14 protein-coding genes are annotated in these 13915 nt (G+C 71.7%); 7 read left to right on the top strand and 7 right to left on the bottom strand.

Features of this window, described 5'->3' with window-relative positions:
- Positions 1-254 precede the first annotated feature (254 nt).
- Positions 255-524 carry a chorismate mutase gene (locus H295_RS0112665; protein WP_020135735.1) on the bottom strand — a complete coding sequence of 90 codons (270 nt, stop codon included), beginning with the start codon at positions 522-524 and terminating at the stop codon, positions 255-257.
- Between the two features lie 329 nt (positions 525-853).
- Between H295_RS0112665 and guaA the strand changes: the two genes are divergently transcribed.
- Positions 854-2428: a glutamine-hydrolyzing GMP synthase gene (guaA, locus tag H295_RS0112660; protein WP_020135734.1), complete on the top strand. Its 1575-nt coding sequence runs from the start codon at positions 854-856 to the stop codon at positions 2426-2428.
- 3 nt (positions 2429-2431) lie between these two features.
- Here the strand turns inward: guaA and H295_RS0112655 are convergent, their stop codons facing one another.
- Positions 2432-2899 carry a pyridoxamine 5'-phosphate oxidase family protein gene (locus H295_RS0112655; protein WP_020135733.1) on the bottom strand — a complete coding sequence of 156 codons (468 nt, stop codon included), beginning with the start codon at positions 2897-2899 and terminating at the stop codon, positions 2432-2434.
- Positions 2900-3038: 139 nt separating this feature from the next.
- Here H295_RS0112655 and H295_RS0112650 point away from each other — a divergent pair, with 139 nt between their 5' ends.
- Positions 3039-3845: a class II aldolase/adducin family protein gene (locus H295_RS0112650; RefSeq protein WP_020135732.1), complete on the top strand. Its 807-nt coding sequence runs from the start codon at positions 3039-3041 to the stop codon at positions 3843-3845.
- A 23-nt stretch (positions 3846-3868) separates the two neighbouring features.
- On the opposite strand, the gene H295_RS0112645 is transcribed toward H295_RS0112650, so the two are convergent.
- Complete coding sequence (locus H295_RS0112645) at positions 3869-4768, bottom strand: DUF4429 domain-containing protein (protein ID WP_020135731.1); 900 nt, start codon at positions 4766-4768, stop codon at positions 3869-3871.
- Positions 4769-4938: 170 nt separating this feature from the next.
- Between H295_RS0112645 and H295_RS0112640 the strand changes: the two genes are divergently transcribed.
- Together H295_RS0112640 and H295_RS0112635 are read left to right on the top strand one after the other, a co-directional pair.
- On the top strand, positions 4939-6246 hold the full coding sequence (locus tag H295_RS0112640) for a hypothetical protein (RefSeq protein WP_028809301.1): 1308 nt from the start codon (positions 4939-4941) through the stop codon (positions 6244-6246).
- Between the two features lie 159 nt (positions 6247-6405).
- Positions 6406-6936 carry a DoxX family protein gene (locus tag H295_RS0112635; protein WP_020135729.1) on the top strand — a complete coding sequence of 177 codons (531 nt, stop codon included), beginning with the start codon at positions 6406-6408 and terminating at the stop codon, positions 6934-6936.
- Positions 6937-7001: 65 nt separating this feature from the next.
- Here H295_RS0112635 and H295_RS0112630 read toward each other — a convergent pair whose 3' ends face one another.
- Together H295_RS0112630 and H295_RS0112625 are read right to left on the bottom strand one after the other, a co-directional pair.
- Entirely contained in the window at positions 7002-7259 is a 258-nt protein-coding gene (locus tag H295_RS0112630) for a hypothetical protein (protein WP_020135728.1), read from the bottom strand.
- Positions 7246-8721: a PspC domain-containing protein gene (locus tag H295_RS0112625; protein WP_020135727.1), complete on the bottom strand. Its 1476-nt coding sequence runs from the start codon at positions 8719-8721 to the stop codon at positions 7246-7248. Before H295_RS0112625 ends, H295_RS0112630 begins: the two co-directional genes overlap by 14 nt.
- A 142-nt stretch (positions 8722-8863) precedes the next feature.
- On the opposite strand from H295_RS0112625, the gene H295_RS0112620 reads away from it, so the two are divergent.
- Positions 8864-10192, top strand: a complete 1329-nt coding sequence (locus H295_RS0112620) for a PspC domain-containing protein (RefSeq protein ID WP_020135726.1) — start codon at positions 8864-8866, stop codon at positions 10190-10192.
- The gene (locus H295_RS0112615) at positions 10189-10899 is read left to right on the top strand and encodes a LuxR C-terminal-related transcriptional regulator (RefSeq protein WP_020135725.1); all 711 of its coding nucleotides are present in this window, start codon (positions 10189-10191) and stop codon (positions 10897-10899) included. Before H295_RS0112620 ends, H295_RS0112615 begins: the two co-directional genes overlap by 4 nt.
- A 64-nt stretch (positions 10900-10963) precedes the next feature.
- Here H295_RS0112615 and H295_RS0112610 read toward each other — a convergent pair whose 3' ends face one another.
- Positions 10964-12025: an NlpC/P60 family protein gene (locus tag H295_RS0112610; protein WP_020135724.1), complete on the bottom strand. Its 1062-nt coding sequence runs from the start codon at positions 12023-12025 to the stop codon at positions 10964-10966.
- Positions 12026-12480: 455 nt separating this feature from the next.
- Between H295_RS0112610 and H295_RS0112605 the strand changes: the two genes are divergently transcribed.
- Positions 12481-12834 carry a hypothetical protein gene (locus H295_RS0112605; RefSeq protein WP_020135723.1) on the top strand — a complete coding sequence of 118 codons (354 nt, stop codon included), beginning with the start codon at positions 12481-12483 and terminating at the stop codon, positions 12832-12834.
- On the opposite strand, the gene H295_RS0112600 is transcribed toward H295_RS0112605, so the two are convergent.
- Complete coding sequence (locus H295_RS0112600) at positions 12812-13795, bottom strand: tellurite resistance/C4-dicarboxylate transporter family protein (protein WP_020135722.1); 984 nt, start codon at positions 13793-13795, stop codon at positions 12812-12814. The two genes, H295_RS0112605 and H295_RS0112600, sit on opposite strands and share 23 nt — an antisense overlap.
- Positions 13796-13915 lie beyond the last annotated feature (120 nt).

Here is a 13915-nt window from a genome sequence, read left to right as displayed (position 1 = left end):
GGTACTTGTCCCGCCGGCCGGCCCCGGGCGTCCCCGGAGCCGGCCGTTCTCTTGGGTGACCGGGCTGCTGTCCCCTGCCGTCCGGTCACTACTGGAGCGAGGTCCCACGACGCACGGCACGTTCCGTACGTCTCATCGCTCCAGCGAGCCACGCGTGGTTCTGTCGGGCCCGCCCCTGGCTGGCACGGACACCACCACCAACGAGGCCGTGGGGGCGGCGGTCACGCGCCGTACGGGTGAGGCGGTGCCCGAACTCAGATGCGACCCCTGCACAGTTCGAGGAGCGTCATCGCGAGGTTGGTGCCGGGCTTGCCCAGGGCGTCCCGGTAGCGGCCGAGGATCTCCATCTCGCGGGCGAGGTGGACCCGCCGGCCGCCGGAGGCGATCCGGGTCTGCTGGACGACGGCCGAGACGGCCATCCGCTCCTGGATCAGACCGAGGATCCGGTCGTCGATCGCGTCGATCCGTTCTCGGGCGTCCGCGATGGTGGCTTCGGGGGTGCTGGTGTCCGGGGTGGTGGTCATGTAGAGCTCCTGGGCGGTGTCGGTGGGGTGGCCGGGTGCCCCGGAGCGACAGGATCCGGAAAACACCAGGCGCCCCGGACCTTGTCGGCCCGGGGCGCCTGGGAAGTCGCTTGTCAGTTGCTCAAGCAGCACGACCACGGCAGCCGGCGGGCCGGGTGCCATAGGTAAACAGGTAGGTCGTCTGCGTGAGCATGGGAGCAGTATGCAGGGCCCCGCGGCGGTGTCCAACCCGGTTCGCATCCTGAGACCGGGCTCGGCCCCGGTCGGGGCCCGCGGGTCCCGGTAGACTCGGCCGCACACACACCTCGCTCACCGCCGGAAGGCAACCCGTGTCATCAGCGACCCCAGCCGCCCCCGACACCGTCCTGGTCGTCGACTTCGGCGCGCAGTACGCCCAGCTCATCGCCCGTCGTGTCCGCGAGGCGCGGGTCTACAGCGAGATCGTGCCGAGCACCATGCCGGTCGCGGAGATGCTCGCCAAGAACCCGGCGGCCATCATCCTCTCCGGCGGCCCCTCCTCGGTGTACGCGGAGGGCGCCCCGCGCCTGGACCGCGAGCTGTTCGAGTCCGGCGTCCCGGTCTTCGGCATGTGCTACGGCTTCCAGCTGATGGCGACCACCCTCGGCGGCACCGTCGACAACACCGGCGCGCGTGAGTACGGCCGTACGCCGCTGCACGTCTCGAAGTCCGGATCCACCCTCTTCGAGGGCACCCCGGACGAGCAGTCGGTGTGGATGTCCCACGGTGACGCCTGCTCGGCCGCCCCCGAGGGCTTCACCGTGACCGCGTCCACCGACGTCGTCCCGGTCGCCGCCTTCGAGAACGACGAGAAGAAGCTCTACGGCGTCCAGTACCACCCCGAGGTCATGCACTCCACGCACGGCCAGCAGGTCCTGGAGCACTTCCTGTACCGGGGTGCCGGTCTCAAGCCCGACTGGACCACCGGCAACGTGATCGAGGAGCAGGTCGCCGAGATCCGCTCACGCGTCGGCGACAAGCGCGCCATCTGCGGTCTGTCCGGCGGCGTGGACTCCGCGGTGGCCGCGGCCCTGGTCGCGCGTGCCATCGGCGACCAGCTGACCTGCGTGTACGTCGACCACGGCCTGATGCGCAAGGGCGAGACCGAGCAGGTCGAGAAGGACTTCGTGGCCGCGACCGGCGTCAAGCTGGTCGTCGTCGACGCGGAGGAGCGCTTCCTGACCGCGCTCAAGGGTGTCTCGGACCCCGAGGAGAAGCGGAAGATCATCGGCCGGGAGTTCATCCGGGTCTTCGAGCAGGCCCAGGCCGAGATCATCGCGGACGAGGGCCCGGCGGTGGAGTTCCTCGTCCAGGGCACGCTCTACCCGGACGTGGTCGAGTCCGGCGGCGGCACCGGCACGGCGAACATCAAGTCCCACCACAACGTCGGCGGCCTGCCCGAGGACCTCGAGTTCCAGCTGATCGAGCCGCTGCGCAAGCTGTTCAAGGACGAGGTCCGGATGGTCGGCCAGGAGCTGGGTCTGCCGGAGGAGATCGTCCAGCGCCAGCCCTTCCCGGGCCCCGGCCTCGGCATCCGGATCGTCGGCGAGGTCACCAAGGAGCGCCTGGACCTGCTGCGCGACGCCGACGCCATCGCCCGCGAGGAGCTGACCGCGGCCGGCCTGGACCGGGACATCTGGCAGTGCCCGGTCGTCCTGCTCGCGGACGTCCGCTCGGTCGGCGTCCAGGGCGACGGCCGCACCTACGGCCACCCGATCGTCCTGCGCCCGGTGTCGAGCGAGGACGCCATGACGGCCGACTGGTCGCGACTGCCGTACGACGTCCTCGCGAAGATCTCGACGCGGATCACCAACGAGGTGGCCGACGTCAACCGCGTGGTGCTGGACGTGACGTCGAAGCCGCCGGGCACGATCGAGTGGGAGTAGGCCCTAGGTGCGCTTGAGGGTGCGCAAGGGCTGACCGGGCTTCCAGACCTGGACGACCAGGTAGGTGTCGTCCTCGACGTAGGTCCGCACGACCTCCGTCAGCTCGGTGCGGAAGAGGTGGAACGGCTCCGGCGGTTCCACCTCTTCGCCGTACCGGGCCTTGGTCTGCGGATCGGTGACCTCGTGCGCCCGGCCGCTGATCCGGACGTCTCCGCCGCCCATGGTCTGGCCCTCGCCGGGGTTGGCCTGGAGGGAGAAACGCGGGTCGCGCAGCAGGTCACGCGCCTTGAGCGAGTCCGGCATCATGCCGAGCCAGAGTTCGCCGTTCAGGAAGCGGACCTCCAGGCCCGTGGTGCGCGGAGAGCCGTCCTTGCGGAGAGTGGCGAGGGTGTGGTGCGTGAAGGCGCCGAAGCGCCGCTCCACGGTCCTGGCGAGGTCGGGTTCCGCGGAGGAGAAGTCTGCCCAGTTCATACCGTGCAGTCTTCCGCCCATACCCGACATCTTCTGTCCGGTATCCGCTGTGTGCGCCATCTTTACAAACCACCCCTGTTCTCCTGCGCCGGCCGACGGTAACTTCCGCCCCGTAAGCAACCCAGTGCTGGAGGAACAGATGCACGGGACACCCCTCGGGCCGACTCCGCCGATGCCCGTGCCCACCGAGAAGCTCCAGTTCGCGATGCCGCCGATGCACGACTCCGTCGAGGAGGAACGCCGGCACCGCAAGGAGCGGCTCGCCGGCGCGCTGCGCACCTTCGGACGGCTCGGCTTCGAGGACGGCGTCTCCGGACACATCACCGCCCGCGACCCCGAGTTCACCGACTGCTTCTGGGTCAACCCCTTCGGCATGCCCTTCAAGCACGTCACCGTGAGCGACCTGGTGCTCGCCAACTCCGACGGCCAGGTGATCGACGGCCGCCATCACGTCAACCAGGCCGCGTTCACCGTGCACTCCCAGGTGCACGCCGCCCGCCCCGACGTCGTGGCCGTCGCCCACTGCCACTCCGTGCACGGCCGCGCCTTGGCCGCCCTCGGTGAACTCCTCGACCCGATCACCCAGGAGAGCTGCGCCTTCTACGAGGACCACGCGCTGTACGACACCTACACCGGGGTCGTCGTGGACGCCGAGGAGGGCCGCCGGATCGCCACCGCGCTCGGCTCCCGCAAGGCCCTGGTCCTGCGCAACCACGGCCTGCTGACCGTCGGGGACTCGGTGGACGCGGCGGCCTGGTGGTTCATCTCCATGGAACGCTCCAGCCAGGTCCAGCTGACGGCCCGGGCGGCGGGCCGCCCCGTGCTCATCGACCACCGGGCGGCGGTGGCGACGCGGGAACAGCTGGGCGGGGACCTGGTCGCGTGGATCAACTACCAGCCGATGTGGCAGGACATCAGCCGCAGCGAGCCGGATCTGCTGAGCTGAGGGCCCGGGGTGTCTCCGCCGAGCTAGAAGCCCCGCAGTACGGCTGCCTTCGTCGCGGCGAACTCCTCGTCCGTGAGCACCCCTTCGCGGTGCAGCTCGCCCAGCTCCCGCAGCCTGCGCAGCAGTACGTCGTGGTGGTCGGCCGACGGCGGCACGGCTGACGCCGCCGGCCGGGGCCGCAGGGCCCGCTCGTCGTCGTACTCGGGGCCGCCCCGGGTGGAGGGGTGCGGCAGCCGGGCCGTGACCGCCGTCGCGACCAACGCCGTGAGCAGGTCGCGGCGGGTGCTGCCCCACAGGTCGAGGGCGTACGGGTCCTTCTCCGGCGGCAGCTTCGAGAACGACGTCTCACGGGTCACGAACCGCATGAACCCGTCCTCGTAACCGGAGTTGGGCAGCCACTCCACCTGGACGAGGTCGCCCACGTCGACGATCCGCGGGCCGGTCGCGCGCTTGACGCGGTCGGAGGTGTCGGCCCAGTCGATACGCACCTGGATGCCGTCGAAGGAGACCGTGCCGTCGGAGGAGCGCACCGAGACCGGGACCGGCGGGCCGGGGAGCAGGTACGTCTTCGTCGGCTCCTTGGGGATCTGGTCGAGGAGAAGGGACCGGCGGATCTCCTCGGCCACGTACTCGGCGACCCCGGCGCGGTCGACATCCACGACCAGCCGGTACGGATCGGCCGAGTCCGGCAGCCGTCCGCCGGTCGCGTGCAGGAGCGGGTCCGCGCCCTCGCGCAGCCGCATCCTGAGCCGGCCGCGCTTGCGTTCCGGCTCGAACGCCACGCCCGCGATGGCCTCCAGGGGCACGGCGATCTCGCCGTACGTCTGCCGGAACAACGGCACGGAACGGTGGAGTCCCGGCGTGATCCTGACCGTTGTGCCGTCGAAGACCCAGGTCCCGTCACGCTGGATGATCTCGGCCATACGCAAATTCTCGCAGCCGGGTCAACACGGCGGGGCCCGCTTCACCCGTCGCTTCACTTGCGCGGACCGGACCTGCCGGGTCCGGGCGGTGTGCCGTAGGGCACAATTCGCTGTCATCGCCGGGGAGTTGTTCGGGGTTTCTCGGGGGTCTGGGAAGGCGGGCGTCGGGCGTGGCGGTGCAGGAAGCGAGACAGGGCGTGGACGGGGGTGCGTTCGGTGCCTCCAGAGGGCCCGGGGGTGCGCATGACGGGGGCTGCACCTGCGGGGACTGTCCGCACGGCGCACGGACCGGGCATCGGCGCGCGGTGGCGGAATTCCTGTTGAAGCGGGACGAGTTCGCCGCCGGGCAGGGGCTGCCCGCCGCCGTGGCGCACTCCGCGTCGGCCTCCCGGCAGTGGATCTCGGAGGAACTCACCCAGTCCGCGGAGCTCGTGGCCGAGCGCGGACGGGCCGAGGGCGCGGCCTGGCTCGCCCGGCTGTGGCGCCGTACGGCGGGTGCGGTGTGGGCCGCGGTCGTGGTGCTGGTGCTCGTCCAGGCGCTCACGGCGATCGGCGCCGGGTGGACCGCGGCGCGGACGGCGGGGCTGCTGGCCGCACTGGTGGTGGCCGGTTCGCTGACCGCCGCGTCCTGGTTCCACCGGGCCCGGGGCGGGGTGCTCGCGCCGGTGATCGGCGAGGACAACCGGCTCTCCACGTCACGGGCGGTCGCCGTGGCGTGGGTGCTGTTCGTCGCGTACGCGGTGCTGGTCCTGGTGGGACGGCTCGCCGCGGCCTCCTCCGGTGCGGAACGGGACACGCTGATCTCCGGGCTCGAACTGGCCCGGGGCGCGGGTGTCGTGACCGTGCTCGCCGTGGTGTGCGGGATCGCCGTGCTGGTGCGGCGGGTGGTCGGGCTGCGGGTGCTGGGGCAGCGGCTCCAGAAGGTACGGGCGGACCGGCCGCGGGCGGCGGACCTGCTGACCGACGACTCCGGTCGGGGCAGCTTCGCCGACATCCAGTACGTCGTGATCGGCGGGGTCGCGCTGCTGTTCGCGGCCGTACGACTGGCCCGGCGGCCGGACCAGTTGCCGGATCTGCCGTGGGGGCTCGCGGTGGTGGTGCTGGTGTCGGCGGCGACGTATGTGGCGGGGAAGTACGCGGAGGGCGGGCGGCCGGTGATCCTCTCCGTGGTGCGGTCGCGCGAGGCGGGCGACCTGGACGGACCCATCCGCACCGGCGACGACATCGAGATCCGCGGCGCCGGGTTCGTGCCGCCGGGGGCGCAGCGGGCGGACCGGCTGGCGCGGATGGTGGTGCGGATCGGTCCGGTGAACGTGCAGGTGCCGCTGGTGCCGGTGGCCGGAGGCTTCAGCAACCCGGCGGACGACGTACTGACCGTGCCGGTGCCGGCGGATGTGGAGGCGGGACGGGTGGAGGTGCAGGTGGTCACCGCGGCGGGGGTGGAGACGAACCGGTACGCGATCGATGTGACGGACTGATCGCTGCTTGTGTTCGGTCCGCGTCCCCGGCGACCCCGAGGTCGGGAACGTCGGCGTGGCCCTCGAAAACTTCTCCGAACCGGATTGAGCCGCGCCGCCCCTCCGTGCGTATCGTCTTGTGAGGGGTCTCGGCTTGCTGGTGAGAGGCGGCTCGGAGCGATGACTCATGGTTTTCGTACGGACACGCACGCCCCCTATTACGACGAGGCACGGTCCTGGCGGGACAACATCAGCCAGTACGCCCTGCTTCCTCTGCGCATCTTCCTGGGCGTCACCTTCATTTACGCCGGCTTGGACAAGCTGACCGACAGTGCCTTCATGAAGGACTCCGGCTCGGGTTCCATCGGCGACATGATGCGCGGTGTGCGGGATTCCTCCGCGATTCCCGCACTGGTCGACCTGTCCCTGAAGAACCCCGTCGGGTTCGGGTACGCCATCGCCTTCGGTGAACTCGCCGTCGGCATCGGCACCTTGCTCGGCATCCTGGCACGCCTGGCCGCACTGGGCGGTGCGCTGATCTCGCTCAGTCTGTGGCTGACGGTGAGTTGGGCCTCCGATCCCTACTACTACGGCAACGACCTCGCCTACCTGATGGCCTGGCTGCCGCTCGTGCTCGCGGGAGCCTCCGTGTTCTCCGTGGACGCCGCCTTGCGGTCCCGACGACGGCAGCGGGCGGGAGGCTACCGGTAGCTCCGGTCGGCGGAGCCGCGGTGGGAGCCACCGGTGGCTGGGGGACTGGCCGTTTCCCCGTGACGTCAGTGTGGTGAGGGCGGTGGTGCCGTGTCCGCCACCTCCGGGGGTGTCTCTGTGCGGTGGCGGGCGCGGCGGCCGCGTATCGCGCGGGTCAGCAGCCCGACCACGCCTGCCAGGCAGAGGCCGCCCACGACCATCGGGATCACCGCGAACCAGGGTGTGTCCCAGGCACCGCCCGCATCCCCGACGTAGGTGATGCCCGCGAGGGTGAGGAAGGCGCCGGCGACCAGTCTTCCCGGCTGGAACTCATGACGCAGCACGGCTCACCTCCGCCTGTCCGATGCCGACCCGCAGATCCAGGTCGAGGGTGCCGCCGTTCTTGGTGTCCGAGGCCGGTGGCAGGGTGACCTCCTTGCGTTTGCCGGGCTGCACGTCCACGTCCTGCTGGTTGTCGCCCGGCAGCTGGATGTCGCCCACTCCCACGTCGATGCTCGCCTTCACGGTCACGTCCGGCGGCACGATCACCACCAGCCGGCCGACACCCACGTCGGCCCGGGTCTTCAGGGTCCGCCCCTTGGCCACGTCCAGCTTGGTCAGGTCCAAGGTCCCCACTCCGGTGCCGAGTTCGTAGTCCGGGCGGACTTCCGTCGCCGCCGCCGGTTTCCAGGTGGTGCGGACCCAGTGCGTGGTGATGTCCTTCGGCAGGGCCGCGGAGGTGGCCAGCAGTCCTGCCGTGATGACGGCGAGGAAGAGCGAGCCCGCTCCTGTGCGGCCCAGGAAGGAGCTGATGGCCACGCCGACGCCGAAGACGATCAGCGCGCAGGCCAGGCCGGTCTGAAGACTCGTGCCGAGCGGGTGCTGCTCCCAGGTCGCTCCGGTGGCGAGACCACCCGCCAGCAGGGCGAACAGGAAGATCCAGCCCCCGATCCAGCGCGGGCCGCGGGGCTTGGCGGGCCGGGTGTAGGCCGCGCGGAGGTTCTCGCGCCGGTTCCACGGGGTGCCGAGGCCGATGTTGACGGCCGCCGCGATGTCACGGTCACGGGAGTCCAGGGGTCCCCACAGATAGCCCGTGCCGCCGACATGGGTGCCGTCCTTGACGATGGGGTCGCGCCACCAGGAAGGGGAGCCGGCCGGTACCGGCGGAGCCTGGGCCTCGGGCGGGGCGTCGGCGACGGCCTGCGCGGAGAGCGGGTCCGGGTCGGGGGTGCCGCGGTTGCGCGACCAGTAGCCGGCGCCCGCGAGGAGCAGGGAGACCACCAGAGCGAACGTCAGCACGCCGGTGTTGCTCAGCATGGTGAGGAAGACCCCGCAGCCGACCAGGGCGAACAGCACTCCGGTCAGTGCCTGGCCGTCCACCCGGCCGGTGAGGAGCTTGCGCACCTCGTTCTCGTCCTCGTCCTCGTACGGGACCACGAGCCAGGCGAAGCCGTAGAAGATGAGGCCGATGCCGCCCGTCGCCGAGAGCACGGCGAGGGTGATCCGGAAGATCACTGGGTCCATGTCGCACTGCCGCCCGAGCCCGGCACACACCCCGGCGAGCTGCTTGTGCCGCCGGTCGCGTCGGAAGGAGAGGGGGGCGGGGGCCGGGCCGGGCTCCGTGGTGGGGTCCGGGGCAGGCTCCGCGGCGGGCTCCCGGGCGGGGCCTTCGGTGTCGTGTGCGGCCGTGGATGGTGCCGTGCCTCCTCCTTTTTCCTCGTGCGCGCCCGCGCCCGTGCCGGTGCCGGTGCTCCGGTCCGGGCCTCCGCCGGATCCGGCGGCCGCGGCGTGCTGGTGATCTGTCATGTGTCCATGGTGACGGGCGGGAGGGCCCGGCGGGAGTCGGAACGACCCTGGCCGGACCCTGATATCGGCCCTGAGAGGGGGGAGGGAGGTGTTCGGAGGGCACGCCGTTCGAAGATCAGGGGAGTCTCGGGGGCCAACCCTGATGCCCCGGCACCCCGGCCGTGTGACGATCGATGGCATGCCGGAAGCCGCAGCAGCGCCCCTCGTCGAACCGCGGCCGCCGCGCAAGCTCTACCGCAGCAGTGACGGACGCTGGCTGGGTGGTGTGGCGCGGGGGCTCGCCGGGCATCTCGGGCTGCCCGTCATCTGGGTGCGGCTCGTCTTCGTCGGCCTGTTCATGGCGGACGGCCTCGGTGCCCTGCTGTATGCCGCGTTCTGGTTCTTCGTGCCGCTCGGCGTCGGCGGGGTCGGTGGACAGCGGCCCCCGTCCCTGGTCACCACGGAGACCTCGCCGGACGGCCGCCGCAGACTGGTCGCCCGCCGCCCCGACAGGGGCCAGATCGTGGCCCTGCTCCTCATGGTCGTCGTGGCCATGGTCTTCGTCGGCAATGTCAATGTGGGCAACGGGGCCAAGGCGTACCTCTGGCCGGCCGTCCTCGTCGGCGCCGGCGTCGCCCTCGTCTGGCGCCAGGCGGACAATGCCCGCCGGGCCCGCTGGATGGAGGTCGGCCGCCGTCGGCGCACCCTCAGCCTGCTGCGTGCCGCGGGCGGTGTCCTCCTCGTCACCGCGGGTGTCTCCGGGGTCTTCGTCCTCCAGGGGTCCGCGGCCCACCTCGGCTCCGTCCTCCAGGCGGCACTCGCGGTCCTCGTGGGGATAACGCTGCTCGCGGGGCCGTATCTCGTCCGGATGACCCAGGACCTCTCCGAGGAGCGTCTGATGCGCATCCGTGCCCAGGAGCGCGCCGAGGTCGCCGCCCATGTCCACGACTCCGTGCTGCACACCCTCACCCTGATCCAGCGCAACGCGGAGAACCCCGGCGAGGTCCGCCGCCTCGCCCGCGCCCAGGAGCGCGACCTGCGCACCTGGCTCTACAAGCCCGAGGGCACCGGCAAGGACGAGGCCGACGAACCCACCGACCTCGCCGACGCGGTGCGGCGCAACGCCGCCGAGGTGGAGGACAAGCACGGCGTCCCCATCGAGGTCGTGGTCGTCGGGGACTGCCCGCTCGACGAGCGGACCAGCGCGCAGATGCAGGCCGCGCGCGAGGCGATGGTCAACGCCGCCAAGTACGGTGGCGAGGGCGGCGCCGTACAGGTCTACGCCGAAGTCGAGGGCAGGACGGTCTTCGTGTCCGTCCGGGACCGCGGTCCCGGCTTCGACCTCGACTCGATACCCGCCGACCGGATGGGTGTCAGACAATCGATCATCGGCCGCATGGAGCGCCACGGCGGCACGGCCCGGCTGCGCGCGGTGCCGGGCGGCGGCACGGAGGTCGAGCTGGAGATGGAGAGGGCGGAGAAGACGTCATGAGCGACGAGGCGAACGACACGGCTGAGGTCACCGGGGGCGCGGGCGAGCGCCGGGTGCGCGTGGTCCTCGTCGACGACCACCGCATGTTCCGCACCGGCGTCCAGGCCGAGATCGGCCGGACCGAGGAGACCGGTGTCGAGGTCGTCGGGGAGGCCGCGGACGTCGAGCAGGCCGTCACCGTCATCACCGCGACCCGCCCCGAGGTCGTCCTCCTCGACGTCCACCTCCCGGGCGGCGGCGGGGTCGAAGTGCTGCGCCGCTGCGCCCCGTTGATGGCCGACCCCGAGCAGCCCGTCCGTTTCCTCGCCCTGTCCGTCTCGGACGCGGCCGAGGACGTGATCGGGGTGATCCGGGGCGGGGCGCGCGGCTATGTGACGAAGACGATCACGGGCACGGACCTCGTCGACTCCGTCTTCCGCGTCCAGGAGGGTGACGCGGTGTTCTCCCCGCGGCTCGCGGGCTTCGTCCTGGACGCCTTCGCCTCCACCGACGCACCGCCGGTCGACGAGGACCTCGACCGGCTGACCCAGCGCGAGCGCGAGGTGCTGCGGCTCATCGCGCGGGGCTACGCCTACAAGGAGATCGCCAAGCAGCTGTTCATCTCGGTGAAGACGGTCGAGTCCCATGTCTCGGCGGTGCTGCGGAAGTTGCAGCTGTCCAACCGTCATGAGCTGACGCGATGGGCGACCGCACGGCGACTGGTCTGACCCGCGCACGTCCGGGGCGCACTCGTCGGGGGCACTCGTCCGGGCCTCGCCCGTCCGGGCCCGCTCACACCACCCGGGTGGCTCCCGCGAAGGGCATCTCGTCGATCGGCGCTTCCCGTACCGGTGCCGACGGGTTCGGGGCGTGGATCATCATGCCGTTGCCGATGTAGAGGCCGACATGGGTGATGCCGGAGTAGAAGAACACCAGGTCGCCGGGGAGGAGTTCGGAGCGGGAGACGCGTTGGCCGGCGTCGATCTGGGCGTAGGTCGTGCGGGGCAGGGAGATGCCGGCGGAGCGGTACGCGGCCTGGACGAGGCCCGAGCAGTCGAAGGCGTCCGGGCCGGTGGCGCCCCAGACATAGGGGCTGCCGAGCTTGGAGTAGGCGTAGGAGACGGCCGCCGCGGCACGGGAGTTGGGGGCCTGCGCGGTGGCCGCGGCGGGTGTCGTCAGGCCCTGGCGCGCGCCCGACGCGTCACGTGAGGCGCGAGCCCCGGCCTCACCCACTCCCGCGCGTTCCCCGGCCGGCAGCTGAGCGAGCAGGCGGCGGGCCGCGTCCAGCTTCCCGGTGATCGTCTTCTTGTGGCGCCTCAGCTCCGCCTGACGGGACTTCAGCGCTTCCAGCTCGATGTGTGCGGCACCGCGCAGTTGCTCGATCTCGCGCAGCTGCCGGCGGACGTTCGCCACCGAGGTCGCCTGTCTGCTGCCGGCCCGTTCGACGAACTCGGCGCCGTCCAGGTAGTGGCCGGGGTCGTCGGAGAGGGCGAGCTGCATCGCGGGGTCGAGTCCGCCGCCCCGGTACTGCGCGGCGGCGATCGCGCCCAGCCCGTCCCGGGCCTCGTTGAGCTGCGCGGTCCTGCGGGCCGCCTGGTCGCGCAGGGAGTCGAGCCGGGTCTCGGCGGCCTCCGCCTTCTCCTTCGCGCCGTTGTACTTCTCGGTGGCGGTCTCCGCCTCCTGGTAGAGCTGGTCCACCTTCGCCTTGACCTGCGCGGGCGTGAGCTGCGGCTCGGCGTGTCCGGTCCCGTCGAAGCCCGCCGCGGTCGCCGCTCCGGCGAGGGCGATCGTCGCCGCCGTACGGACCGTATGGCCGCCGGCCGAGCGTTGACGGGGCTTGCGGTGCGCTGCCACGTGGACTGCACGTCCTTTCGTCCGACCGCCGCCCCGGGACCCAGGGACGTACGGACGCCAGGAGGGAGCGGCCGTACGACCGCCTGGGGCGGTGTGCGCGTCCGGCGACGGCCCGCACAGGGGGAGCGGACCGCCGCCGGACCTTCTCGGCGGTGGTGGCCGACTGCCGCCCCTGGCCCGGGCGGCGGTGGGGAGCCGGTCACCTGGTGGAGGACGCTAAACCTGGGTGTGTCCGGGAGGTAACGCGTTGTGCGGAAGTGCCGTCAGGTAATCGACTGGTGACCGAAGGTGATCGTGATCCCGGGGTGCCGCCGTCGACTTCGCGTGGCGCGCTGACCGAAGTCGGGATTTCCTGCCGCTCGGGAGGTTTGGAGTGCTAGGAGCCGCATATATGCAAGATCTCCCGACGGGGGCGGTGTGTGCGCTCCTGAGGGACCGCAATAGGCTCCGGCCCCATGGACGTACTCATCCATCTCTTCGTCGGCCTGCACATCATCGGCATCGCCTCGCTGCTCGGCGGTTTCCTCACCCAGATGAAGGCGATGGGCCAGGGCGCCGCCCGGTTCGTCCCCGCGATGCTGCACGGCGCCGCGACCATGCTGGTCACCGGGGTGATCCTGGTCGGCCTCAACCAGGCCGACGACCAGCACGTCAACAACATCAAGATCGGCGTGAAGCTGGCCCTGCTGATCGTGATCCTCGGACTCGTCTATGTGAAGCGCGACGACGAGAAGGTCGACAAGAGGCTGTTCGGCCTGGTCGGCGCGCTGACCACGGCCAACGTCTTCATCGCGGTCCTGTGGACCTGAGAGCGGCACGCGCCTCGGCGACCGCTCCCACGGCGACGGCCAGCCAGGCCGCCACCGCGATCCACAGCAGCACCTCACCCGGCACCTTCAGCCAGGAGACGTCCACGGCGGCAGCGACCGACAGGGTCGCCGCAGCGGACATGCCCATGGGGAAGACGGTGGCCCAGCGCCGCACGTCGTAGCGCGGCCGCGGCCGCAGGCACTCGGCCACCAGCAGGACGGCGTACCAGACCAGGTCCAGCACCAGCAGCGTGACGGTCACCGCGTGCAGTACGCCCAGGTCGTCGTCGTTCCACAGGTACAGGCGCGCGCTGTCCGCGGCGATCAGCTGCGCGCCGGCCAGCGCCGAGACGGCGAGCGCGCCGCCCGCGATCCAGTGGTCACCGTGGCCCTCGAGCACCTGGCGCGGGTCGAAGCGGAAGAGCGCGACGCCGTAGAGGACCAGACCGAGCCAGAACAGCACGAGCGCGGTGTGCGCGAGCCAGGCCGCCGACTCGGCCGCCGCGAGGGTGGCGCCGAGGACCGCGAGGCCTTCCGTCGCCACGCAGCCCAGGAACACCCCGCCGGGCATCCGCCGCCTCCAGTGGCTCACGACGAACACGATCAGCACCGGCCACAGCAGTGCGGCCAGCGCGAGCAGCGCCTCGGCCAGGGGCTGCCGGCCGAGCGCGGAGAAGCCGGTGCCGAGGACGGTGGTCGCCGCCACCGCCGTCAGGGCGCCCGGCGTCCCGGCCTCGGCGGCCCATCGCGCGCGCTCCCGCAGCAGTCGTACGGCGAATTCGGCGGCCAGTCCCAGCCAGGCCGCGCAGCCGATCACCAGGGCGATCCGGGACAGCGTCGCGTAGCCGGTCAGATGCAGCCCGACCGACAGGATGCCGGTCGCCAGCACGGCGGCCCCGGCGGCGGGCGGGCGCTGCGTCCACCAGACGCGCAGGGGGGAGTACGGGGAGGTACCGGCCATGGACCGATGCTAGGAAGCTCCGCGCAGCCCGCGAGCGGGGCGCGCACGCGCGCGTGGGGGAAATCGCCCGGGCGGGGCGGGCACACGCGCGTGGGGGACATCGCGCGGGCGCAGGCGCCC

The organism is Streptomyces sp. 351MFTsu5.1 (assembly GCF_000383655.1).
In the GTDB taxonomy this organism is placed as follows: Bacteria; Actinomycetota; Actinomycetes; order Streptomycetales; family Streptomycetaceae; genus Streptomyces; species Streptomyces griseorubiginosus.
This window is presented reverse-complemented; position numbering and strand designations above follow the sequence as displayed.

Excerpts from the sequence above, each read along its gene's own strand:
- H295_RS0112665 (WP_020135735.1), bottom strand. The coding sequence starts at position 524 with ATGACCACCACCCCGGACACCAGCACCCCCGAAGCCACCATCGCGGAC.
- H295_RS0112655 (WP_020135733.1), bottom strand. The coding sequence starts at position 2,899 with ATGAACTGGGCAGACTTCTCCTCCGCGGAACCCGACCTCGCCAGGACC.
- H295_RS0112650 (WP_020135732.1), top strand. The coding sequence starts at position 3,039 with ATGCACGGGACACCCCTCGGGCCGACTCCGCCGATGCCCGTGCCCACC.
- H295_RS0112645 (WP_020135731.1), bottom strand. The coding sequence starts at position 4,768 with ATGGCCGAGATCATCCAGCGTGACGGGACCTGGGTCTTCGACGGCACA.
- H295_RS0112635 (WP_020135729.1), top strand. The coding sequence starts at position 6,406 with ATGACTCATGGTTTTCGTACGGACACGCACGCCCCCTATTACGACGAG.
- H295_RS0112625 (WP_020135727.1), bottom strand. The coding sequence starts at position 8,721 with ATGACAGATCACCAGCACGCCGCGGCCGCCGGATCCGGCGGAGGCCCG.
- H295_RS0112620 (WP_020135726.1), top strand. The coding sequence starts at position 8,864 with ATGCCCCGGCACCCCGGCCGTGTGACGATCGATGGCATGCCGGAAGCC.
- H295_RS0112615 (WP_020135725.1), top strand. The coding sequence starts at position 10,189 with ATGAGCGACGAGGCGAACGACACGGCTGAGGTCACCGGGGGCGCGGGC.
- H295_RS0112605 (WP_020135723.1), top strand. The coding sequence starts at position 12,481 with ATGGACGTACTCATCCATCTCTTCGTCGGCCTGCACATCATCGGCATC.
- H295_RS0112600 (WP_020135722.1), bottom strand. The coding sequence starts at position 13,795 with ATGGCCGGTACCTCCCCGTACTCCCCCCTGCGCGTCTGGTGGACGCAG.